Annotated in this window: 19 protein-coding genes and 1 tRNA gene; 16 read left to right on the forward strand and 4 right to left on the reverse strand. The window is 64.4% G+C overall.

The window, feature by feature from the left end:
- Positions 1 to 131 precede the first annotated feature (131 nt).
- From ACFSCT_RS05000 to ACFSCT_RS05030, 7 genes are all read left to right on the forward strand, one after another.
- A complete protein-coding gene (locus ACFSCT_RS05000; RefSeq protein ID WP_379140615.1) occupies positions 132 to 296 on the forward strand; it encodes a hypothetical protein in 165 nt (54 codons plus the stop codon).
- Between the two features lie 2 nt (positions 297 to 298).
- Positions 299 to 1,480 carry a vWA domain-containing protein gene (locus tag ACFSCT_RS05005; RefSeq protein WP_379140617.1) on the forward strand — a complete coding sequence of 394 codons (1,182 nt, stop codon included), beginning with the start codon at positions 299 to 301 and terminating at the stop codon, positions 1,478 to 1,480.
- Positions 1,477 to 2,079 (forward strand): DedA family protein, encoded by a 603-nt coding sequence (locus tag ACFSCT_RS05010; protein ID WP_379140619.1) that lies wholly within the window; start codon positions 1,477 to 1,479, stop codon positions 2,077 to 2,079. The genes ACFSCT_RS05005 and ACFSCT_RS05010 overlap by 4 nt, the downstream gene beginning before the upstream one ends.
- Before the next feature lie 90 nt (positions 2,080 to 2,169).
- Positions 2,170 to 2,868: a M48 family metallopeptidase gene (locus ACFSCT_RS05015; RefSeq protein ID WP_379140620.1), complete on the forward strand. Its 699-nt coding sequence runs from the start codon at positions 2,170 to 2,172 to the stop codon at positions 2,866 to 2,868.
- Between the two features lie 91 nt (positions 2,869 to 2,959).
- Positions 2,960 to 4,198, forward strand: coding sequence for a hypothetical protein (locus tag ACFSCT_RS05020; RefSeq protein WP_379140622.1), 1,239 nt, complete (start codon positions 2,960 to 2,962; stop codon positions 4,196 to 4,198).
- On the forward strand, positions 4,195 to 5,577 hold the full coding sequence (locus ACFSCT_RS05025; protein ID WP_379140624.1) for a cytochrome P450: 1,383 nt from the start codon (positions 4,195 to 4,197) through the stop codon (positions 5,575 to 5,577). The genes ACFSCT_RS05020 and ACFSCT_RS05025 overlap by 4 nt, the downstream gene beginning before the upstream one ends.
- Positions 5,578 to 5,674: 97 nt before the next feature.
- Positions 5,675 to 5,749, forward strand: a tRNA-Glu gene (locus ACFSCT_RS05030).
- Positions 5,750 to 6,018: 269 nt separating this feature from the next.
- Here ACFSCT_RS05030 and ACFSCT_RS05035 read toward each other — a convergent pair.
- The 4 genes from ACFSCT_RS05035 to ACFSCT_RS05050 all read right to left on the reverse strand — a co-directional run bounded on the left by ACFSCT_RS05035 (position 6,019) and on the right by ACFSCT_RS05050 (position 10,060).
- Positions 6,019 to 7,233, reverse strand: coding sequence for a Hint domain-containing protein (locus ACFSCT_RS05035; protein ID WP_379140626.1), 1,215 nt, complete (start codon positions 7,231 to 7,233; stop codon positions 6,019 to 6,021).
- Between the two features lie 843 nt (positions 7,234 to 8,076).
- Positions 8,077 to 8,781, reverse strand: a complete 705-nt coding sequence (locus ACFSCT_RS05040) for a class II aldolase/adducin family protein (RefSeq protein ID WP_379140628.1) — start codon at positions 8,779 to 8,781, stop codon at positions 8,077 to 8,079.
- A 74-nt stretch (positions 8,782 to 8,855) separates the two neighbouring features.
- Positions 8,856 to 9,191 carry an aldolase/citrate lyase family protein gene (locus ACFSCT_RS05045; protein ID WP_379140629.1) on the reverse strand — a complete coding sequence of 112 codons (336 nt, stop codon included), beginning with the start codon at positions 9,189 to 9,191 and terminating at the stop codon, positions 8,856 to 8,858.
- A 377-nt stretch (positions 9,192 to 9,568) separates the two neighbouring features.
- Positions 9,569 to 10,060 (reverse strand): hypothetical protein, encoded by a 492-nt coding sequence (locus ACFSCT_RS05050; RefSeq protein WP_379140632.1) that lies wholly within the window; start codon positions 10,058 to 10,060, stop codon positions 9,569 to 9,571.
- Positions 10,061 to 10,650: 590 nt separating this feature from the next.
- Between ACFSCT_RS05050 and ACFSCT_RS05055 the strand changes: the two genes are divergently transcribed.
- The 9 genes from ACFSCT_RS05055 (at position 10,651) to cas2 (ending at position 21,210) form a co-directional block, all read left to right on the forward strand.
- A complete protein-coding gene (locus ACFSCT_RS05055; RefSeq protein WP_379140634.1) occupies positions 10,651 to 13,284 on the forward strand; it encodes an excinuclease ABC subunit UvrA in 2,634 nt (877 codons plus the stop codon).
- A gap of 240 nt (positions 13,285 to 13,524) precedes the next feature.
- The gene (locus tag ACFSCT_RS05060; protein WP_379140636.1) at positions 13,525 to 15,753 is read left to right on the forward strand and encodes a CRISPR-associated endonuclease Cas3''; all 2,229 of its coding nucleotides are present in this window, start codon (positions 13,525 to 13,527) and stop codon (positions 15,751 to 15,753) included.
- Positions 15,754 to 15,867: 114 nt separating this feature from the next.
- A complete protein-coding gene (cas5c, locus tag ACFSCT_RS05065) occupies positions 15,868 to 16,566 on the forward strand; it encodes a type I-C CRISPR-associated protein Cas5c (RefSeq protein ID WP_379140638.1) in 699 nt (232 codons plus the stop codon).
- Positions 16,563 to 18,317, forward strand: coding sequence for a type I-C CRISPR-associated protein Cas8c/Csd1 (cas8c, locus tag ACFSCT_RS05070; protein WP_379140640.1), 1,755 nt, complete (start codon positions 16,563 to 16,565; stop codon positions 18,315 to 18,317). The genes cas5c and cas8c overlap by 4 nt, the downstream gene beginning before the upstream one ends.
- On the forward strand, positions 18,314 to 19,264 hold the full coding sequence (cas7c, locus tag ACFSCT_RS05075; protein ID WP_379140643.1) for a type I-C CRISPR-associated protein Cas7/Csd2: 951 nt from the start codon (positions 18,314 to 18,316) through the stop codon (positions 19,262 to 19,264). The genes cas8c and cas7c overlap by 4 nt, the downstream gene beginning before the upstream one ends.
- A 2-nt stretch (positions 19,265 to 19,266) precedes the next feature.
- Positions 19,267 to 19,425 carry a hypothetical protein gene (locus ACFSCT_RS05080; RefSeq protein ID WP_379140645.1) on the forward strand — a complete coding sequence of 53 codons (159 nt, stop codon included), beginning with the start codon at positions 19,267 to 19,269 and terminating at the stop codon, positions 19,423 to 19,425.
- Between the two features lie 232 nt (positions 19,426 to 19,657).
- Positions 19,658 to 19,825 (forward strand): YegP family protein, encoded by a 168-nt coding sequence (locus ACFSCT_RS05085; RefSeq protein WP_379140647.1) that lies wholly within the window; start codon positions 19,658 to 19,660, stop codon positions 19,823 to 19,825.
- A 100-nt stretch (positions 19,826 to 19,925) separates the two neighbouring features.
- A complete protein-coding gene (cas1c, locus tag ACFSCT_RS05090) occupies positions 19,926 to 20,918 on the forward strand; it encodes a type I-C CRISPR-associated endonuclease Cas1c (RefSeq protein ID WP_379140649.1) in 993 nt (330 codons plus the stop codon).
- A gap of 1 nt (position 20,919) precedes the next feature.
- Entirely contained in the window at positions 20,920 to 21,210 is a 291-nt protein-coding gene (gene cas2 / locus ACFSCT_RS05095) for a CRISPR-associated endonuclease Cas2 (protein ID WP_379140651.1), read from the forward strand.
- Positions 21,211 to 21,367 lie beyond the last annotated feature (157 nt).

The following is a 21,367-nucleotide window of genomic DNA, read 5'->3' on the forward strand; positions in this document are numbered from 1 at the left end:
CCCCGTCGCATATGCGGGCGCGATTCGAAGTCACGCTATCTTAACCCGCCCCGGGCCGATTCCGGCTTCGGTCAGGGTCGACTTTTGCCGGTGGCGGCGCTATCTGACCGGCACGGAACGAAAGGCGCATCATGCTTTATATCATCATCTTCGCTTTGGGTGCCGCGATCGGGTTCTGGCGGGCGCGGCGCGCGGGCGGCAACGGCATGGATGTGGCGCAATATGCGCTGGCCCACGGGTTCGCCTTCGGCGCCGTCACGCTTATCGCGGTTATAGTCTATCGCATGGCGGTCTGATCATGCTGCGCCCCTTTCTGGTCTCGCTGCGGGAACAGGGGGTGCCGGTATCGCTGCGGGAATGGCTCGATCTGATGGCCGGGATGAAAGCCGGCGTCGCGGGTTTCGATACCGACAGTTTCTATCATTTCGCCCGCGCGGTTCTGGTCAAGGACGAACGCCATCTGGACCGTTTCGACCGGGCGTTCCAGGCGGCGTTCGCGGGCGTCGAAACCATCCCTCTCGAGGTGCTGATCAACGCCGTCGACCTGCCGCCGGAGTGGCTGGAGAAGCTGGCCGAAAAAATCCTCACCCCCGAGGAAATGGCGGACATCGCCAGCGCCGGCAGTTTCGAGGCACTGATGAACCGTCTGCGTGAGCGGCTGGCCGAGCAGGCCGGGCGCCATCAGGGCGGCAGCAAGTGGATCGGCACCGCCGGCACCTCGCCCTTCGGCGCCTATGGCTATAACCCCGAGGGCGTGCGCATCGGGCAACACGAAAGCCGCCACCGCCGCGCGGTCAAGGTCTGGGACCGGCGCGCGTTCCGTGACTTCGACGATACGGTCGAGCTTGGCACCCGCAACATCAAGGTCGCGCTGAAACGTCTGCGGGCGTGGGCGCGGCACGGCGCGGCGGATGAGCTGGATCTGGACGCCACCATCCGCGCCACCGCCGATCACGGCTATATCGACGTGCAGACCCGGCCGGAACGGCGCAACGCGGTCAAGGTGCTGCTGTTTCTTGATGTCGGGGGCAGCATGGACGACCACATCCGGGTGATGGATGAGCTGTTTTCGGCAGCCCGGGCCGAGTTCCGCAATCTGGAACAGTTCTATTTCCACAACTGCCTTTACGAATCCGTCTGGCGCGACAATCGCCGGCGTTGGAACGAAACCGTGCCGACCTGGGACGTGCTGCATCGTTTCGGGCGCGACTGGAAGGCGATCTTCGTCGGTGACGCCAGCATGTCGCCCTATGAGATCGCCGTCCCGGGCGGCGCCAACGAACACTGGAACGCCGAATCCGGCGAGGTCTGGCTGCGCCGCGCGACCGAGACCTGGCCCGACCACGTCTGGCTGAACCCGGTTCCCCGGCAGAATTGGGCGATGACCCGCTCAATCAATATGATAGGCGAGATTTTCGCGGAACGAATGATGCCGTTGACGCTTGAGGGTCTAAGCGATGCAATGCGGGTGCTGGGATGACCGTCGACGAAATGCTGGGATGGCTGCCCTATCATGGCGGGCTGATCCTGTTCGTGGCGAACGCGCTGGCCTGTTTTGGCGCGCCGATCCCGGCCTCGCTGGTGATGCTGGCGGCGGGCGCGGTTGCGGGCACCGGCCGGATCGGGCTTGAGCTGCTGATCTTCTGCGGGATCGCGGGCGCGCTTCTGGGCGATGGTTGCGGCTATCTGACCGGGCGGATCGCCGGCGACCGGATCGCCGCGCGCAGCCGCCGCACGCAGGCGGCCGTCCGCCGCGCCGGCATGTCGCTGGCCCGGCGCGGGTTCTGGGCGATCTTCCTCAGCCGCAACATCCTCAGCCCGCTCGGGCCGTGGATGAACCTTGCCGCGGGTCTGGCCCGCCATCCGTTCGGGCGTTTCGCGGTGCCTACGGTTCTTGGCGATGTGGTCTGGGTACTGGCCTATCTGCTGATCGGTCGCGAGGTCGGCGCGAATTACGAGCGCGTGGCCGAGATCGCCGGCTCGACCGTCGGCATCGCCGCCGGGGTCGCCGTGCTGGCGGCCGGCCTGTGGTTCTGGCTTAGCTACCGCGCGCGTCAGCGCCAGATGCTGGACGGCTAGAGCGCAGCCAACAGGTCGGATAACGGATCTATGGCCGATTGCCGGTTGATCGCCAGTTGATCGCCGGCGCGGCGGGCCTATGTTTGATGGATGATCAAGCTTCTGCCCCTGCTTTTGCTGGTTCTCTATGCCATGGCCATGTGGTTTTTTTCCGCATGGCGGCTGCGCAGGGAAATGGACCGGCGTTCGACGCCGCTTGCCGATCCGCGGCTGACGCCACATCTGGACCGGCTGGCCCGCGCCATGGACCTGCCGCGGATTCAGGCCCATGTCTATGAGGTGCCGATCGTCAACGGTCTGGCCATCCCCGACGGCCGGGTATTCCTGACCCGGGGGTTTCTGGACCGTCTGGACGCGGGCGCGGTCACCGCCCCCGAACTCGCCTCGGTCATCGCCCATGAGCTTGGCCACGTGGCCAAGGGCCACTCGCGCCGCCGCATGGTCGATTTCGCCGGTCACAACGCCGTGCGGCTGGTGCTGGCGGGCGTGCTCGGCCGGTTCCTGCCGGGGATCGGGACGTGGATCGCGGGGCTTGTCGCCTCGGCGCTGGCCGCGCGCCTGTCGCGTCAGGACGAGTTCGAGGCCGACGCCTTCGCCAGCGCCCTGATGGTCAAGGCCGGTCTTGGCACCGCGCCCCAGAAATCGCTGTTCGCCAAGCTGGACACGCTGACCAGTCCCGGGGGTGTCGCCCCGGTCGCAGCTGCGGCGCCGGCATGGCTGCGTTCGCACCCGCCAACCCCGCAACGCATCGCCGCGATCGAGGCGCTGGAACGGCGCTGGGGGCTGTAGCCGCGCGGCCCTTCACGGGCCGAAGCCGCCCCCATGAAATCCACAGCAGAACCTTGTGCCGGGGCCGCATTCGCCTATTCTGGCGCGGTGAATGAGTGCCTTGCCGTCAGGATCAGAATTGTCCCGTATTATCCGCCGCAAGGTCTTTTACATCCCCGGCTATGATCCGATTCCGCCGCGACGCTATCGCGAGATCTATCGGGCCGAGGGCGCGGAACAGGCGCGCATCTCGGGCTATTCCCTGAACCTGAAACCCCGCGCCCGGCAGGATCGGGGGAAAAGCCAGAACTATGGCTGGGGCGTGGCCACGGTCATGGACGGCGCCGAGACCGAGGCGCAGGTCGAGGTGCTGATCTGGTCCGACATCGTGCAGAAGTCCATGGGTCGCTCGATCGTCGCGACCTATTGGCAACTGGTCCGCACGCTGTGGATCTATGCCGTCTCAAGCGCGCTTCGCCGGATGTTGCAGATCCGGAACGGGCCGGTCATCGCCGGGCTTTATCCGATCGTCTTTCTAAGCCTGCAACTGGTTCTGGGTCTGGTTCTGGGCGCGATCGCCGGCTGGATCCTGTGGCATCTTCTGGGGTCATGGCCGCTGTCCCTGCTGGCGTTTCTGGCGCTTGCTGCGGGCACCCTGATCCTGTTCCGCCGCATGGATCACCGGTTTTACGCCTATTATTTGATGCACGACTATGCCTTTACCGCGGCCTGCGGCGGCGCCTATCCCCCGCAGCTAGAACCTCGCATGGCGGCCTTTACCGCCCGCATACGCGAGGCGCTGGCGCAGGATTGGGACGAGGTTCTGGTGGTCGGCCATTCCTCGGGCGCGCATCTTGCGGTGTCGGTCCTGTCGGACCTGCTGCGCGCCGACCCGCCTGACGCGGCACAGGCGCCGCTGGCGCTGCTGACGCTGGGTCAGGCGGTGCCGATGGCGTCGTTCCTGCCGACCGCGAACCGGCTGCGCGGTGATCTGCGCTATCTCTCGGCCAGCGACCGGCTGACCTGGGTCGATGTCAGCGCCCCCGGTGATCCGTGCAGCTTTGGCCTGTGCGATCCGGTCGCGGTTACCGGCGTCGCGCCCACAGGTCAGCGCTGGCCGCTAGTCATCTCGGCCGCCTTCACCCGGACCCTGTCGCCCGAAAAGCAGCGCCAGCTTCGTCACCGCTGGTTCCGGCTGCATTTCCAGTATCTGCACGCCTTCGACCGGCCCGGCGATTACGACTATTTCGCGATCAGCGCCGGCCCCCGCACACTCGCCGACCGTTACCGGGGCCGGCCGCACTCGCCCGGCCGGATCACCCGGGCCGTGAACCGCTGGACCGCGACATGATCCCGCCCAAACCCCCCGCGCGGCAGGGGCGCGCATCCTTGCTGCGCCTTGTCCGGGACTTTCGCCGCGATCTGCTGTCGGCCCTGCCGCAGCGGCTCTACCGGGCGTGGATGGCCGAGTACCGGACACCGGTCAGCCATTCCTTCCTGTGCAACGATCCCGCCCTGATCACCGAGATCCTGCGCCGCCACCCCGAGAATTTCCCGAAATCCGACCGGCTTCGCGACGGGCTGGCGCCGCTTCTCGGCCAGTCCATCTTTGTGACCAATGGCGCGGTCTGGCGCCATCAGCGCCGCATCATCGACCCCGCGTTCGAGGGCGGCCGCCTGCGCGAGGTTTTCCCCGCGCTCCGCGCCGCCACCGCCGCCGCCAGCGACCGGATCGCCGCCCGCGCCGACCTCGGCCCCTTCGATATCGAGCCGATGACCAGCCATGCCGCCGCCGACGCCATCTTTCGCGCCCTGTTCTCGATCCCCATCGAGGACCGGACCGCGGCCGAGGTTTTCGCCGCCTTCCGCGAGCATCAGGAAACCCAGCCGGTGATCAGCCTCGCCACGCTTTTCCCCCTGCCCCGCTGGATTCCGCGCCCGCATCAGCGCCGCACCCGCAAAAGCGCCGCCCGCATCCGCGGGTTGATCACCCGGCTGGTGGATGAACGCGCCGACGCCATCGCCGCCGGAACCGCGCCGGACGATCTGGCGACACGGATCATGACTACGCCGGACCCGGAAACCGGACAGCGTTTCTCGCGCGCGGAAATGGTCGATCAGGTGGCGATCTTTTTCCTTGCCGGGCATGAGACAAGCGCCAGCGCGCTGGCCTGGGCGCTGTATCTGCTGGCCCGCGCGCCGGAATGGCAGGACCGCGTCGCGTCCGAGGCCGCGGGGCTAAGCGATCAGTTCTCGAGCCTCTCGACCCTGCGTGACACCCGCGCCGTCTTTCGCGAGGCGATGCGTCTTTACCCCCCCGTGCCGATGTTCATGCGCCGCGCCGCCTGCCCCGCGCAGTTCCGCGGCCGAACCGTGCCCAAGGGGTCCGAAATCGTCATCTCGCCCTGGCACCTGCACCGCCACGAACGGCTGTGGGACCGCCCCGATGCCTTCGACCCGGGGCGGTTCGATACCGAAAACGGCCGGGCCTGCCTGCAAACCGCCTATCTGCCCTTCTCGGCCGGCCCGCGGGTCTGCCCGGGCGCGGGATTTGCGATGGCCGAGGGGGTGCTGATGCTGGCCACGCTTTGCGGGCGGCTGCGATTTACCGCCGCCGACCCCGAACCCGTGCCCGTCGCACGCCTGACGGTACGGGCGCGGGACGGTATTCTGCTGACCGTCACACCCCGAATTCCCACCCCCGCCCGGCCTTCCCCGCCCGGGCAATAAAACTTTTCTACAGCACGCTTTTTCCGCTTGCGCCCTTTGGGCACCTGTCCTAAACACCGCTCCACGCTGCGAGGCCACGCCTCGGAACGCCTGTGATGGCCCGTTCGTCTATCGGTTAGGACGTCAGGTTTTCAACCTGAAAAGAGGGGTTCGACTCCCCTACGGGCTGCCATTTTTCGCATAAATCGTTGCTTGAGCCGCTGAGATTTCGGCAGCTGCCGCTACTTCGGGGCGTGGTCCCCCTTCGACCCTTTTAGCGTAAACGGCAGAGATCTTCGGGTCCCTGTGCGACGCACGCGCGGCGACCCCAGCCCCTTCCCCGGCAGGCTGCTTAAACTCGCCGCCCGCCGAAGATCACGGTTTTGCCGCCGCTGCGCAAAGCCGCATTCCGCCCCCAACCAACGCCGCCCGCCGCCCATCCGCGGCCCAAGCGGCCCGACGTCAGGAAACCAGCGGTCGGTTCTTGCTGTGGTGGAGACGGGCGAGATCGCGGCCCTGACGGCCGGTCAGCATGGGACGGGCGGGTTCCGGCAGGAAATCCTCGTCCATCAGCGCCGGGAATATCTCCTGCAGTTCGCTTCGGGCCGCGCTGTCGATGGATTGGATGGCCATTTTGCCCGGATAAAAGGATTCGGTTCGCGCGCCGTTCGAGACGATGATCTGGTGGCGGTCGAACAGCAGATGAAAATATTCGACCTGCGCGGCATCGCTCTGGATATCGACGCCCTCAATCTGGCACAGCTGCTTCGCCGCAACCAGCACCTCTTCGGCCGCGAACCGGTTTCGGGCGATGCGCGATTGCAGCAGCACCCGATGCTGGGGCGAGACATACAGATCCGCCGTCGGGGTGCCGTTGCCAAGCGCGGCCTTCGCGATGCGGACCGGGCGCAGGTGGGGCGCGCGGTCGAGCGCGGCTTTGTCGAGCGTACGTCCGCCAATCCAGACGATCGGTTGCGCACCCCCGTCGACGGTATCAACAAGATCGCCGACCCGCAGATCCTCGACCGCGATTTCGCCCCGGGGTGTGGCGATCATCGTTCCGCGCACGAAACACGGCACCAGTTGCGCGCCGTTGATGGTCTGATAATCGACCAGCATGCCGTCGTCGCCGACGCTGGCCGAGCTTCCGATCAGCGTCCCGTTGGGGTGAAACCTGAGCAGCTCGATTTCCTTGATCGACTTGTTGCTCAGCGATCCGTTGTAGGGCCCCGTATAGCCGGGGGCATAGGCGGCGGTGCCCGTCGTCTCATCCTCGGTGACATAGAGATCACCATTGGAAAGCTGGAAAACCTGAAGCGAGACCGTTTGCGTGAACGGTCCGCTGCCGTCCAGTTTGTAATAGGTGATGCGGCTGGTGAAGAACCCCTCCCAATCAAGCCGGACGACCGGGGCGGTCTTGCTGCCGACGCGGAGACCTTCGCCGAGAAGACCGAAGGACACATCATCCGTGCCGATGACGTTGTCGTTCGTGCCGGGGTTATGGGCGGCGTAAAGATTGCGGATCTCCATGCCCGGCTGGGTGGCGAGATTGAAGGGTTTGTTGATCAACGTGGCTGGATTGTCGATGCGACCGTTAGGCGTGCCCGGTTCGGCCACCCTGTCGAGGTCAGAAAATTTCCCGATGTAGATCGCGTTGGAGAGCCGTCCCTGAGTCATGCTGCTTGATTCCTGATCATGCGTGTGACGCCGTGTCACGCAGGCCGGAATACCGGGTGTTTATGATAATTTATTAACGATTATTTAATATATACATGTACTTGCGTGGCGAATTTTGCCTGTGATGGCGTAAATTCTTACCGAGGGTGAAGGTGCCGATAGGTAAACTTGCCTGTTTATTAACCACACGCTGAAGTCGTTGCACGATGGTCGAATCACTGCCCTGCGGGTGACGGCGACGGACAGCTTGCCGTCCTGTGCCAATCCAAAAACCACACCGGCGCGCCCGAACGCCGAAATCCCATGAGGTCAGTTGGCGTTAGGCCTGCGGGGGATAGCGGTGGGGCGTCGGACGCCGAGGTACGTCCGGCGATTAGGGTCAGCCCGATCGAAGAGGTGCTTTGTCACCCTGCGGTAACGCCGCGCCAAGTTGATCTGGCGCCGCGTCACCTCCACCCGAGGCCCTCGCAACACCCTTAGCTCTCACGTCGTCCGGACGGATCGCCGCGGTCAGCTTCGGATCGGATTGACCGAACCGAAGGTAGGGGCAAGCGCGCGCCCCTGCGGACATGGCATGAGCCACAGCGCGCCACCCCCGGCGGCCGGAACGCCCGGCTTTCGGCGACCTGTGCCGCGTGCGGGGAAACAACGCCAAGAACGTCGCTGCCTTCACCGTCTTGACCGGGATTGCGGAATGGGGGCATCCACGTAAGTTCATCCGGCGCCGGATGGCTGAACCATTCACGCCCGAAGCCGCTTGCATCCGCGCGGTTCGCGCTTTCATCGCGGCGATCATCGCCGCGCCCCCCCGCCACGACCGCCCGATCTTCGATGACGGCGCCTCTATGCCGCATTCTTGCCGGCCCGGGTCACGCCGGATTCCGGGTCGCCTGCGGTTAGGAATTCCCACATCCGTTCGAAGATCAACCCCGCCTTGGTCGCCCGGGTCGCCGCCGTTTCCAGCGTGTAGGTCGGCGGCTCATCGACCAGTCCCGCCGCCAGAACGTCCAGCTCGACCCGGCAGGCTTCCTCCAGATACCAGGCCAGAACCACGGCCTCCTCCAGCGTCGCGCCGGCGGTGACGACGCCGTTGCCGCGCAACAGGATAGCCGGCGCCGCGCCCATGGTGGCGGCGACGCCGCGCGCCCGGTCATCGTCGCGGACAAGCTGCGCATCCTCCCACAGCGCGGTTCCGGCGACATAGGCGCCGAAGGCGTGGCGGGGCTGCGGCACCCGGCCGGTCGCGGCAAGGCTCATGGCCTTGGGCGACATGAAGCGGGCGACGCCGCCCACCTCGGGCCGGGCGCGATAGATCTGCTGGTGAATGCGCACCTCGCCCAGGACCCCTTCGGGCAGCGGCGCGTCGATGGCCACGACGGTTCCGGCCTCGCCCGGTTCGATAAGACCCATCGGACGCGGCGCACAGACAAGGAAATGCGCCTCGTCCAGACGGGCCGAGCAATGGCCATAGGCGTGAACCAGCCCGTGCCGCGACAAGGCGCGCGCGGCAAGCCTGACGGTCCGTTCAAGATCCGGTTTCGGTGACATATCGTTTCTCCTTCGGGCGAGTCTGTCCCCCGCGTCTCTGCAAGGTTTCCGCGCCCGGGGCGGCCCGGCGGCGATCACTCGGCCATGCTTGCCGCAAGGGTGTCGGCCGCCTTGATCAGCAGCGCCAGATCGACGCCGCAGGCCACGAAGCGATAGCCCCAGTCGCGATAGCGCCGGGCCTCCTCGGCGTTCCGCGCCAGAATGCCCGCCGGCTTGCCGATCCGCTGGAGCGGTTCAAGCGCACCGCGCAGCGCGGCCTGCACCTTGTCATGGCCGGGATCGCCCAGATGGCCCAGCGAGGCCGCCAGATCCGGGCGAGACCATCGAAAGCTGGACCTCCGGGGTGCGCAAGACCTTCTCGGGCGAGGTGATCGTGGGCGAGGTTCTGATGGAGATTTGGTGCCTCTCAAAACCGGTTCGGTAGCTGCGGGGGTTGGCCAAACCGCGCCGTCGTCAGCGAGGCAGCGCCTGCGGGTCGGTGGTGACCAGCGGCGGCTTGACCTGCTGGCGAAGGCTTCCGGTCCTCGACCGCATCGGGTGACCGGGTGTCATAACCCGATGCTTTCGGAAAAGTCGGGCGGGCGCTGTGACACGCTGAAACGGGCGGGATGTATCAGCGTGTTCATTGGCGCGTCGTCACGCTGCCACACGATATATGCCGGTCACCCGCGCCACGGCCCTGCCTGCCTTATCGGGTTATTTTTGAGCACCCAGAACGCATGCGACGCAATTCCGCTCGCCAACGGAATTGTGAGTAGAAATTGCGCCATCTCTATCGTCCACGCCATTATCTTGTCTCACTCAATGTAATGCCAGAATTCGTTTCGATTGACGCAACAGTTGAAACAATATTGTCTTTGCTATCAATGACATTCGACGTAAACTCGACTTGATATCTCAAGACCCAGGTTCGCAGTGGAAGGTCTGGGGGGCGCATCGGATTCCACAAAGTTTCACGTTCGGTAAATGTCCAATAGCAAACCCGATTGTCACAGATCGCCCCATCTGAAGAAAGGGTCGAAGCTGCTTCTGAAGCGGTCATGTCCTTCACGACAAAGAAAACAGCGTCTTTAAGAATTCCCGCTGATGTTTCGGATTGTGATCTCCGCATCTCGCGGCCTGCTCTAGTTGCCTCGATACCGGGAGATGTGCAGCTCGCAAGGCCAATGGCCGTTAGGCAAACAGCCATTCCACGCGCCCGTCGCACTAAAAGAGGATGAGATAAAAAATTTTCAAACGAGCGGAATAAACGTTGAGGACTAACTACCCCGGATCTCATGAGTTTATCCTTTGCGGTACCGAAAAAAACACCAAGACAGATGGCCTTTGATCGTTGCCTGCCGCAAGGACAGGGGCGGAAAAGATTCTTACCTCGACCGGCTGCAGCGTCGTAGCTCCCGGTCGCCACAACCGGATCAACCAGTCGTGAAGGCACCGTTCCTTCCCCCGCCCCATGCGAAATATCGCCGTTCTGTGCCATTGCTCAATATGCCAAAGGTATGCGGATGATCCTTGGTTGGCGATTTCGATGTCACTGTCAAAGCAGTTTTGTCAGGACGTGTACGAATCGTCCGGCCGTCTCAGTTTGCCGTTGAGGTGAAGTGTAAATTCACTTATGCCCCGTTCCTTCTCCTCAAACGGTCCGTTCCTGCTGCGTGGAACCGATCGGCAACGCGGGTCGATTATGTGCATTCGACGGCTATCACCGCCGCGCCCCCGCCTTCGCTCAAACGCCCGCCGCTGGCGGGGTTCTTGACAAGACGCACAGGTTTCGGTTCGCCTGACATGGCGGCTTTGGGCCATCCCGCCGTCGCGCGACCAACCGGCGCCATGCCCGGCAAGGCGGCCTCTGCCCGACAGGGATGTGACATGACCCGGAACAGTTCTTCCCGCAGCACCGACACCGCCGGTTCCGTCCGCGTCCGGGGCGCGCGTGAAAACAACCTCAAGAATGTCGATGTGGATATTCCGCGCAATGCTTTCGTCGTTTTTACCGGGATTTCGGGATCGGGGAAATCCTCGCTGGCTTTCGGGACGATTTATGCGGAATCGCAGCGGCGCTATCTGGAATCGGTCGCCCCCTATGCCCGGCGGCTGATCCAGCAGGCCGGCACGCCGGAGGTCGAGGCAATCGAGTGCTTGCCCCCGGCCGTTGCGCTGCAACAGCAGCGGGGGGCGGTGAATGTGCGCTCCTCCGTCGGCAGCGTGACCACGCTGTCCAGTCTGGTGCGGATGCTTTATTCCCGCACCGGCGCCTATCCGCCCGGCCAGCCGATGCTTTATGCCGAGGATTTCTCGCCGAATACGGTCGAGGGCGCCTGCCCCACCTGTCACGGGATCGGCCGCGTCTATGATGTGACCGAACAGACAATGGTGCCTGATGACAGCCTGTCGATCCGCGACCGCGCCATCGCCTCGTGGCCGCCGGCATGGCATGGGCAGAACCTGCGCGATATCCTCGTCTCGATGGGCTATGACGTGGACCGGCCTTGGCGCGACCTGCCGCAGAAGGATCGCGACTGGATCCTGTATACCGAGGAAACCCCGACCGTGCCGGTCTATCCCGGCCTGACGCCCGAACAGACCCGTGTTGCGATCCGGCGCGGGATGGAGCCGGGCTATCAGGGCACATTCACCGGCGCGCGGCGCTATGTGCTGGACACTTTCGCCAATACCAAAAGCGCGCTGATGAAGAAGCGGGTGTCGCAATATATCATCGGCCGCGACTGCCCGACCTGCGACGGCAAGCGGCTGAAACGCGCGGCGCTGTCGGTCACGTTCGAGGGGCTGGATATCGCGGCGCTTGGCGATCTGTCGCTGCTGAAACTGCGCGAGGTGATGCGCCCGGCGGCGCAGGGCGATTACGGGCGCGACGGTGCGGCGACCGCCATCCTCGACAAAGACGCCCGCGAAGCGGCCGTGGCCGAGCGGGTCGCGGCGGGTGGCTCGGCCCATAAGGCCGCGCCGGATGTGCGCCGCACCCCCAACATGTCCGAGGAAAAGGTGGTCGCGGCGCAGCGCCTTGCCGCCGATCTGATCGAACGGATCAACCCGCTGATCGACCTTGGCCTTGGTTATCTGTCGCTGGATCGGGCGACGCCGACGCTGTCCTCGGGCGAGTTGCAGCGGCTGCGGCTGGCGACGCAGCTTTCCTCGCAGCTTTTCGGGGTGGTTTATGTGCTGGATGAGCCATCGGCGGGCCTGCATCCGGCGGATGGCGAGTCGCTGCTACAGGTCCTGCACGGGCTGAAGGCGGCGGGAAATTCGGTCTTTGTGGTCGAGCATGATCTGGACCTGATCGCACAGGCCGAATGGCTGGTCGATGTCGGCCCCGGCGCGGGCGAAGGCGGGGGCCGCATCGTCTATAGCGGCCCGTTGCCGGGCCTTGCCGACGTGGCGGATTCGGTCACGCGGCGCTATCTGTTCGAGCCGCCAAAGCCGCCCGCGCGGTCCCCCCGCAAGCCGCGGGGCTGGCTGCGGCTGGCGGGGGTGACGCGCAACAATCTGCGCGATCTGGACGTTGGTTTCCCGCTTGGCTGTTTTACCGCCGTGACCGGGGTGTCGGGATCGGGCAAGTCGAGCCTCGTGGCCCAGGCCCTGCCCGATCTGGTCAGCGCCGGCCTTGGCACCGCCCCGCCCGTGGCCGAGGAAAGCGACACCGATCCGCTGCTGGATGCGGCACCGGAAGCCACGCGCGGCCGCACCGCCACCGGCATGGACGACATCCGCCGCATCATCGAGGTCGACCAGAAGCCCATCGGGCGCACGCCGCGGTCGAACCTCGCGACCTATACCGGCCTGTTCGATCACGTCCGCAAACTGTTCGCCGCCACGCCCGAGGCGAAGAAGCGCCGCTATGGCGCCGGGCGGTTTTCCTTCAACGTTGCCGGGGGCCGCTGCCCGACCTGCGAGGGCGAGGGCTTCATGATGGTGGAACTCCTGTTCCTGCCCTCGGTCTATGCCCCCTGCTCGACCTGCCACGGCAGCCGCTACAATGCCGAGACGCTGGAAATCGAATGGCGGGGCAAGAACATCGCCGAGGTACTGGCCATGCGCGTCGATCAGGCCCGCGATTTCTTCGACAGCGAGCCGCAGATCGCCCGCGCCCTGACCGTCCTGCAGGAAATCGGCCTTGGCTATCTGAAACTCGGTCAGCCCGCGACCGAACTCTCGGGCGGCGAGGCGCAGCGCATCAAGCTGGCCACAGAATTGCAGCGCGTGCAGCGCGGCCAGACGCTGTATGTGCTGGACGAACCGACCTCGGGCCTGCATCCGGCGGATGTCGACCGGCTGATGCGCCAGTTGCAGGGGCTGGTCGATGCCGGCAATACGGTGGTGATCGTCGAACATGACATGCGCGCGGTGGCGCAAACCGATTGGGTGATCGACCTTGGCCCCGGCGCGGGCGAGGAAGGCGGCCGGATCGTCGCCGAAGGCACCCCGCGCGAGGTGGCGAAGGCGAAAGACAGCAAGACCGCGCCCTATCTGGCTGCGGCGCTGTAATCGTCAGCCCGGCCTATTGCGACGCCAATTCAGGCGCCATCGTGAACCGATCGGAAAAGGCGGGGGATCGGCGATAGCGACATCAGGAAACGCCACCCCTGCCACGGGCCGGACGGACTAGCGGGGCGCCGTTTGCTTCGGCCTTGAATGATCAACGATCAAAAATTTTTTCGGACGCCACCCAACTTGCTGATATGTAAATAATCATATGTGGGTTTCGGCGGGTAAGGGAGAGCGGCGATGACGGATTATTACGCGCATTCCGGCCACCGCCCGGATCGAAGTGATTGGCAACCCCTGCCGGATCACCTTGAAAACACCGGGCAATTGGCCGGGGAACGGGGCGCGCCCATGGGATTGCGCGCCTCGGCGCAAATGGCGGGGCGTTATCATGATTTCGGCAAATACGACCCGGCTTTCTTGGACATCCTTTGCGGCAGAAACCTGCGCGTCAATCATTCGACGGCGGGCGCGGCGCTGCTTGCGGCCCGGGTTCCGCCGGGGCTGCGACCGGTCGCCGAGATCATCGGCTATTGCATCCTTGGCCACCATGCCGGCCTGCCCGACCGCCGCAACGCCGACAGCAGCATGGAGCGCCGGCTGGAGGCGTTCCGCGACCCGATCGCGCCGGAGATATCGGCCGCCGCCGCACCGGACTTTGTTCCCGTCGCCCATGAACTGGCGGCTGTTACCCGGCCTCCTCCGCATCGCGGCTTTGATCTGTCGATCGCCGCGCGCATGGTGTTTTCCTGTCTGGTCGATGCGGATTTCCTTGATACCGAGGGCTATTATGCCGTGCTGGACGGCAGGCAGCCGGACCGGAACTGGCCGACCCTGGCCGAAAAACTGCCGGAATGGCGGCGCGCCTTTGACGCGCATATGGCGCGGTTTGACCCGAATGGCAGCCTCAATCACCTGCGGGCCGAGATCCTGACCCATGTCCGGCAACGCGCGGCGATGGCGCCGGGGTTCTTCACCCTGACCGTGCCCACCGGTGGCGGCAAAACCCTGGCCTCACTGGGGTTCGCGCTGGATCACGCCGCGCATCACGGCCACCGCCGGGTCATCTATGCCATCCCCTACACCTCGATCATTGATCAGACCGCCGCCATCTTTCGCGATATGCTGGGCGATGGCGTGTTGGAGCATCATTCCTCGATCGACGACGCAAAGCCGGGCGCGGAACAAAAGGACAAGCTGCGCCTCGCCATGGAGGATTGGGCCGCGCCGCTGGTGGTGACCACCAATGTGCAGCTTTTCGAAAGCCTTTTCGCCGCATGGCCATCGCGGTGCCGCAAACTGCATAACATCGCCGGTGCGGTGATCGTGCTGGACGAGGCGCAATGTCTACCGCGCAAGCTGTTGATGCCCACGCTGCGCATGCTTGACGCGCTATGCGCGCATTACGGCTGCTCGGTGGTGTTGTGCACAGCGACCCAACCCGCATTCGACAGCCGTCAGTTGCGACAGGGCCTGCCGCTGGAGGGCCGGGAACTGGCCCCCGATCCTACGCGCCTTGCCCAGAAACTGCGCCGCGCCCGGATCGTCAGGGGCGGCGACATGGATGACGCGGCCCTGATCAAAGCCTTGGGTGAGACGGAACAGGGCATGGTCATCGTGAACAGCCGCGCCCACGCGCTTGAACTGTTCAACATGGCCAAGGCGGCCGGGCTTGACGGGCTGATCCATCTGACGACGCGGCAATATGCCGTGCATCGCCGCGCGATCATCGCCGACATCCGGCGCCGGCTGGATATCAGGAACCCCCGCCCCTGCCGCCTGATCGCGACCAGCCTGATCGAGGCCGGCGTGGATCTGAGCTTTCCCAAGGGCTGGCGCGCCGAGGCCGGGCTTGACAGTTGCGTGCAGGCGGCCGGGCGGATTTCGCGCAACGGCGAATGGCCGCCCGAGGACAGCACGCTGACGATCTTTTCCACGCCCGGCCGGCCCACCCCGAGAGAGATGGAAAACGGCGTCAGAACCATGCGCAACGTCGCCGACCGGCATCCGGACCTTCTGGCGCCGGCCGCGATCCGGGATTGGTTTGAAGACATGTATTGGAACGCCGGCCCGAAACGGCTTGGGCAACCTTTGGTCGATCAGATGATCCTTGGGCAGACCGGCACCGATTTTCCGTTCCGCACGATGGCGGAAGCCTTCCGCATGATCGAGACGACCATGGTTCCCGTCATCATTCCTGGCGATGCGGTGGCCGAGGAAGCGATCCGGCAACTCGCATTCGAAAATGTGCCGTCGGGCAAACTGGCCCGAAACCTGCAGGCCTATACGGTGCAGATCCCGGCGCGGGCACGCGACGCGCTGATCGGTGCCCAACATGCCTCGTATCACCAGCCCGAATTGCGCGGCAATCAGTTCTGCGTGCTGGACAACCGCGCGCTTTATCACCCGGACACCGGCCTGTGGTGGGAACATGCCGATTATCTGGGGGCCGAGCAATCAATCCTGTAGCGTGACATATTCAATGCGGCGGCGGCCAGGTGGGCGGCGGCCAGGTGGGCGGCGGATTTTTGCTTGCCAGATGCGTCATCCGCGATAATCTGGCGATATTGGTCACGAGGAATAATGGCTTACGGTATCCGCCTGCACGTCTGGGGTCAGTACGGGCTGTTCACGCGCCCGGAACTGAAGGTCGAGCGGATGACCTATGACGTCATGACCCCTTCGGCGGCGCGCGGCATACTTGAGGCCGTTCACTGGAAACCGGCGATCCGCTGGGTTGTCGACCGTATCCATGTGCTGGAACCGATCCGTTTCCAGTCGATCCGGCGCAATGAGGTCGGCCACAAGGCCCCGGCCGGAAAGATCAAGCAGGCGATGAAGCGGGGCGATCTGGGCGGCTTGCAGCTTCTGGTCGATGAGGATCGCCAGCAACGCGCCTCGACTGTGCTGGTCTCGCCGCGATATGTGATCGAGGCGCATTTCGAGATGACCGAAAAGGCCGGCGCTGAGGACAGCGAAGGCAAGCATCTGGATATTTTCAACCGGCGCGCCGGGCGCGGACAGTGCTTCAATCAACCCTGCCTCGGCACCCGCGAGTTTTCGGCCCATTTCGAACTGGTTCCCCCCGACGCGCCCCTGCCCGCCCGCAACCCCGAAACCGCGACGGCCCAGCACGGCTTTGGCACGCCGCGCGATCTTGGCTTCATGCTATGGGACATTGATCACGCCAAACCGGGGCGGCCATCGCTGTTTTTCCGCGCCGCGCTGCGCGACGGGGTGATGGAGGTGCCCAGGCCGGGCAGCCCGGAGGTGCGGGGATGAGCATGCTTGCCTCACTGGTGCGGGCCTATGACCGCTTGCCCGGCGCGCCGCCCTTTGGCTTTTCGTCCGAGAAAATCGGGTTCTGCGTGATCCTGAACGCGGACGGGTCCGTCGCCCGGGTCGAGGATCTGCGCGGCACCGACAAAAAGCGCAGCCCGCGGATGCTGCTGGTGCCGCAGGCCGTGAAGCGGACCGCCGGTATCTCGCCGAACTTTCTGTGGGACAAATCGGCCTATGTGCTGGGCGTGACCGCAGGGGCCGGAAAGCGCACGACCGAGGAACATGCGGAATTTCGCGCCCGTCACGCCGAATGGCTGGCCGGGACCACCGATCCCGGTCTTGCGGCCCTGCAACGCTTTCTGGACGACTGGCGCCCCGATGCGTTCGGTCCGCCCGTCTGGAGCGATGACATTCTGGACCAGAACATCATCTTCGCGCTGGCCGAGGAATACCGCGAGCGGTTCCTGCACGACCGTCCCGCCGCGCGCGAATTATGGCGGCGGATCGGCGCAGCGGGGGCGTCGGATCCGCAACTATGTCTGGTCACCGGCGAAACCGGGCCGGTCGCGCGGCTTCATCCCTCGATCAAGGGGGTCTGGAACGCACAATCCTCGGGCGCCAGCCTGATTTCCTTCAACCTCGACGCGTTTACCTCTTACGGCCACGATCAGGGTGACAACGCGCCTGTGTCCGAGGCGGCGGCATTTGCCTATGGCACCGTCCTGAACCACTATCTTGAAAAAGACAGCGGCCATCGCATCCAGATCGGCGACGCCTCGACGGTGTTCTGGGCCGATAGCAGCGACCTGAAACTGGCGGCCGAAAGCGAGCTTTGTTTCGCGGCCATGCTGGATCCGACCGGCGAGGATAAACTTCTGGCCGGGGATGACAATCTTGAGACCGGCAAGATCCGCGCCCGCCTTGATGCTATCCGCAGCGGCCAGAACCTGTCGCAGATCGCCCCGGAACTGGCCGAAGGCGTGCGCTTTCACGTCCTCGGGCTGGCGCCGAACGCCGCACGGCTTTCGGTCCGCTTCTATTGGCAGGACGATTTCGGCCATCTGACCCGCAACTTTCAGACCTATCTGCGCGACACGGCGATCGCGCCGGCGCCGCGAGACGGCTGGCCGGCCTTGTGGCGCTATCTTCTGGAACTGGCGGCGCAGGGCAAGCGCGAGAATGTGCCGCCCCTGATTGCCGGAGAATGGTTGCGCGCGATCCTGACCGGCACCGCCTATCCCCTGACCCTGCTTTCTACCACGCTGATGCGCATCCGCGCCGATGGCCAGATCAACGCCCTGCGCTGTGCCATGCTGAAATCCGTTCTGATCCGTAATTTTGACATGGAGGTTCCGGTGGCGCTCGATCCCGCCAATACGAACAAGGGCTATGTCCTCGGCCGGTTGTTCGCGGTCTATGAAGAGGTCCAGCGCGCCGCGCTGAGCGGCATCAACGCCACCATCAAGGACAAGTTCTATGGTGCGGCCTCGGCCAGCCCGCAGAAGGTGTTCCGCACGCTCGACTCGGGCTCGGCCAATCACTTCGGCAAGCTGCGCAAGACCAGCCCGGGCCGCGCGGTCAACCTTGAAAAACTGCTGGGCTCGATCACCGACCTGATGGACCCCGCCCAGGACCCGATCCCGGCCTCGCTGAATGCCGGCGAACAGGCGCTTTTCGGGATCGGCTATTACCACCAGCGTTCCGATTTCTTCCGCAAGCGCGATGACAAGACAGCCGAGGTAACCGAATGACACCCATTTCCCAACGCCATGATTTCGTGCTGATCTTCGACGTCACGAACGGCAATCCGAACGGCGATCCCGATGCCGGCAACCTGCCGCGCCTCGACCCGGAAACCAATCACGGTCTGGTCAGCGACGTCAGCCTGAAACGCAAGATCCGCAATTACATCGAACTGGCCCGTGACGGCGTCGAGGGGCATCATATCTATGTGCAGGAAGGCGCCATCCTGAACGAAAAGCATCGGCAGGCCTATATCGCGCTGCGCGATGACGAGAAATCCCGCAAGGACGCCAAGCTGAACCCCAAGGACGACGCCGAGGCAAAGGCGCTGCGCGATTTCATGTGCCGCAATTTCTTCGACGTGCGGAGTTTCGGGGCGGTCATGTCGACCGGGATCAACTGCGGTCAGGTCAAGGGCCCGGTGCAGATGACCTTCGCCAATTCGGTCGAGCCGGTGCTGCCGGTCGAGATCTCGATCACCCGCATGGCCGCGACCAACGAGGCCGAGCAGAAAAAGCGCGCCGAGGGTGACGACAGCGATTTGCGCACCGACAACCGCACCATGGGGCGTAAGCATATCGTCCCTTACGGGCTTTATGTCGCGCATGGCTTCATCTCGGCCAAATTCGCCGAACGCACCGGTTTTTCCGACGCGGATCTGGATCTGCTGTTCGAGGCGCTGGCGAACATGTTCGAGCATGACCGGGCGGCCGCGCGCGGCGAAATGACTACGCGCAAGCTGATCGTGTTCCGCCACGAGAACGCGCTTGGCAACGCCCCGGCGCACCGGCTGTTCGATCTGGTCCGCATCGGCCGCAACGTCGACGGAGAGTTCCGGGCATTGGACGACCGGGGTCTGGGCAATCAGCCGCCGGCGCGAAAATTCACCGATTACACCATTCAGATCGACCGCGAGGGACTGCCCGAGGGCGTCGAAATCCTTGAACTGACCTGATCATGGACAGCGCCGAAGAGCCCATCCCGCTCTCGGCGCTGCAACACGCGGTCTATTGTCTCAGACAGGCCGCCCTGATCCATCTTGAACGGCTTTGGGCCGAGAACCGGTTTACCGCGGAAGGCGATGTGCTGCATGCCGCAATAGGTTTTACTTTTTAGTGGCTGAAGCATATGGCTGTGCCATTAGGCTTCAGCTATGGACTATATTTCTTGACGTTACCAGCCAGCTCAGCTAACATTTCGGTGTGGAGTAAAAAGCCCGGGCGCATTGCACTGCACCCGGGCTTCCACAAACCAAGACGGTTTCGCCTTGCTTCGCGACATGATGAGGATAGCGCGAACCGTCTCCAACATCAACTCGAGCGCAAGCTCGTACTTCATGGAGACCGTGATGTTCGAAGTTCTGAAAAACACGACCGGCTACTGGTGGCGGCTAAAAGCAGATAATGGCGAAGTGCTTTGTCATTCCGAAATTCTGACAACAAAGCAGAACGCCTATAACGCAATCAGTACCGTCAAGCGCATCGCCCCGAATGCACCGACAAAAGACCTGACCTGACAAGTCGGGACTGCGTGTCATTAAAAATAACGCGCGCGGTGAAAGCTGCGCGCTGTCGCTTCGGCAGAGGCGTGGATCGAAACTTAGTCGTTGAAGCCTATTGGCTCGTGCCTTTAGGCAAACAGGCGGGGCCGGAAACCGGCCCCGCCACAAATTCTTATTCATACCGCTGCACATGCTGGCCTCGGTCGTGACCTTCGGACCGATCCTGATCTTGCCGGCGCTGATTGGGGCTTCTGCCGAACGGGGCATCACGCTTGTCCTGCTGGATCGCGTCGGCCGTTTTCAGGCAAGGATCGAGGGCCCGGTCACCGGCAATGTGCTGCTGCGGCGCGCGCAATACCGGGTCTCCGACAACGCGACCGAGGTGGTGCGCGGCATCGTTCTGGGCAAGATCGCGAACCAGCGCGCGGTGATCCGGCGGGCATTGCGCGATTATGGCCATGAGATGGCGCCGCCCGCGCGCGAGGCGCTAAAGCGGGCGACGGACCGCATGGCGATGATCCTGCGCCGCGTCCAGCTTTCCGATGACGGCGTGGATCTGCTGCGCGGGTCCGAGGGTGAGGCCGCGACGCTTTACTTCGGCGTGTTCGACCATCTGATCCGCTCACCCGATGCGGAACTGCGCTGGACCGGCCGGTCGCGCCGTCCGCCTCTGGACCCGATGAACGCGCTTTTGTCGTTTCTTTATACGCTGCTGACCTCTGACTGCCGCTCGGCCAGCGAGGCGGTGGGGCTGGACCCGGCGGTCGGTTTCCTGCACCGCGACCGCCCCGGCCGGCCCAGTCTGGCGCTTGACCTGATGGAAGAACTCCGCGCGCCGCTGGCCGATCGGCTGGCGCTGTCACTGGTGAACCGCCGGCAATTGCGCGCCGGCGACTTTCGCCGCATGGACGGCGGCGCCGTCCTTTTGACAGACGATGCCCGCCGCACCGTGCTGACCGCGTGGCAAGAGCGCAAGAAGGAAGAGCGTCAGCACCCCTTCCTGCGCGAAAAGGCGCCCTTCGGCCTGGTGCCCTATCTGCAGGCGCTGCTGCTGGCCCGGCACCTGCGCGGCGATCTGGACGCCTATCCGCCCTGGTTCTGGAGTTGAGATGCTGGTTCTGGTGACTTACGATGTGAACACGCTGGAGGATGGCGGCAAGAAACGGCTGCGCCAGATCGCCCGCGCCTGCACCGATTACGGTCAACGCGTTCAGTTTTCCGTCTTCGAGATCGAGGTGGAGCCGGCGCAATGGACCCGTCTGAAGGCGCGGCTGGAGGGCATCATCCAAAGCGATGTCGACAGCTTGCGTTATTGTTATCTGGGCGCAAACTGGTCGCGCCGGGTCGAGCATGTCGGGGCGAAACCGGCAACCGATCTGAACGGCCCGCTGATCCTTTGAACGGCCCATCCGCGAACCCCAAGCGTGCCGCCATCCACCGCAAGGTTCGCATTTCGTCAGCTATTTGATATCGTTTATATTTTTTCTAGACGCGCTCCCCCAAGGTCTGCGCGCCACGCCTTTCCCACCTCCTCCGCATTTCGCAGCAGGATTGCCG

This window comes from Paracoccus pacificus, from assembly GCF_042680785.1.
Classification (GTDB): domain Bacteria; phylum Pseudomonadota; class Alphaproteobacteria; order Rhodobacterales; family Rhodobacteraceae; genus Paracoccus; species Paracoccus pacificus.

Excerpts from the sequence above, each read along its gene's own strand:
- ACFSCT_RS05000 (WP_379140615.1), top strand. The coding sequence starts at position 132 with ATGCTTTATATCATCATCTTCGCTTTGGGTGCCGCGATCGGGTTCTGG.
- ACFSCT_RS05005 (WP_379140617.1), top strand. The coding sequence starts at position 299 with ATGCTGCGCCCCTTTCTGGTCTCGCTGCGGGAACAGGGGGTGCCGGTA.
- ACFSCT_RS05010 (WP_379140619.1), top strand. The coding sequence starts at position 1,477 with ATGACCGTCGACGAAATGCTGGGATGGCTGCCCTATCATGGCGGGCTG.
- ACFSCT_RS05015 (WP_379140620.1), top strand. The coding sequence starts at position 2,170 with ATGATCAAGCTTCTGCCCCTGCTTTTGCTGGTTCTCTATGCCATGGCC.
- ACFSCT_RS05020 (WP_379140622.1), top strand. The coding sequence starts at position 2,960 with ATGAGTGCCTTGCCGTCAGGATCAGAATTGTCCCGTATTATCCGCCGC.
- ACFSCT_RS05025 (WP_379140624.1), top strand. The coding sequence starts at position 4,195 with ATGATCCCGCCCAAACCCCCCGCGCGGCAGGGGCGCGCATCCTTGCTG.
- ACFSCT_RS05035 (WP_379140626.1), bottom strand. The coding sequence starts at position 7,233 with ATGACTCAGGGACGGCTCTCCAACGCGATCTACATCGGGAAATTTTCT.
- ACFSCT_RS05040 (WP_379140628.1), bottom strand. The coding sequence starts at position 8,781 with ATGTCACCGAAACCGGATCTTGAACGGACCGTCAGGCTTGCCGCGCGC.
- ACFSCT_RS05050 (WP_379140632.1), bottom strand. The coding sequence starts at position 10,060 with ATGAGATCCGGGGTAGTTAGTCCTCAACGTTTATTCCGCTCGTTTGAA.
- ACFSCT_RS05055 (WP_379140634.1), top strand. The coding sequence starts at position 10,651 with ATGACCCGGAACAGTTCTTCCCGCAGCACCGACACCGCCGGTTCCGTC.
- ACFSCT_RS05060 (WP_379140636.1), top strand. The coding sequence starts at position 13,525 with ATGACGGATTATTACGCGCATTCCGGCCACCGCCCGGATCGAAGTGAT.
- cas5c (WP_379140638.1), top strand. The coding sequence starts at position 15,868 with ATGGCTTACGGTATCCGCCTGCACGTCTGGGGTCAGTACGGGCTGTTC.
- cas8c (WP_379140640.1), top strand. The coding sequence starts at position 16,563 with ATGAGCATGCTTGCCTCACTGGTGCGGGCCTATGACCGCTTGCCCGGC.
- cas7c (WP_379140643.1), top strand. The coding sequence starts at position 18,314 with ATGACACCCATTTCCCAACGCCATGATTTCGTGCTGATCTTCGACGTC.
- ACFSCT_RS05080 (WP_379140645.1), top strand. The coding sequence starts at position 19,267 with ATGGACAGCGCCGAAGAGCCCATCCCGCTCTCGGCGCTGCAACACGCG.
- ACFSCT_RS05085 (WP_379140647.1), top strand. The coding sequence starts at position 19,658 with ATGTTCGAAGTTCTGAAAAACACGACCGGCTACTGGTGGCGGCTAAAA.
- cas2 (WP_379140651.1), top strand. The coding sequence starts at position 20,920 with ATGCTGGTTCTGGTGACTTACGATGTGAACACGCTGGAGGATGGCGGC.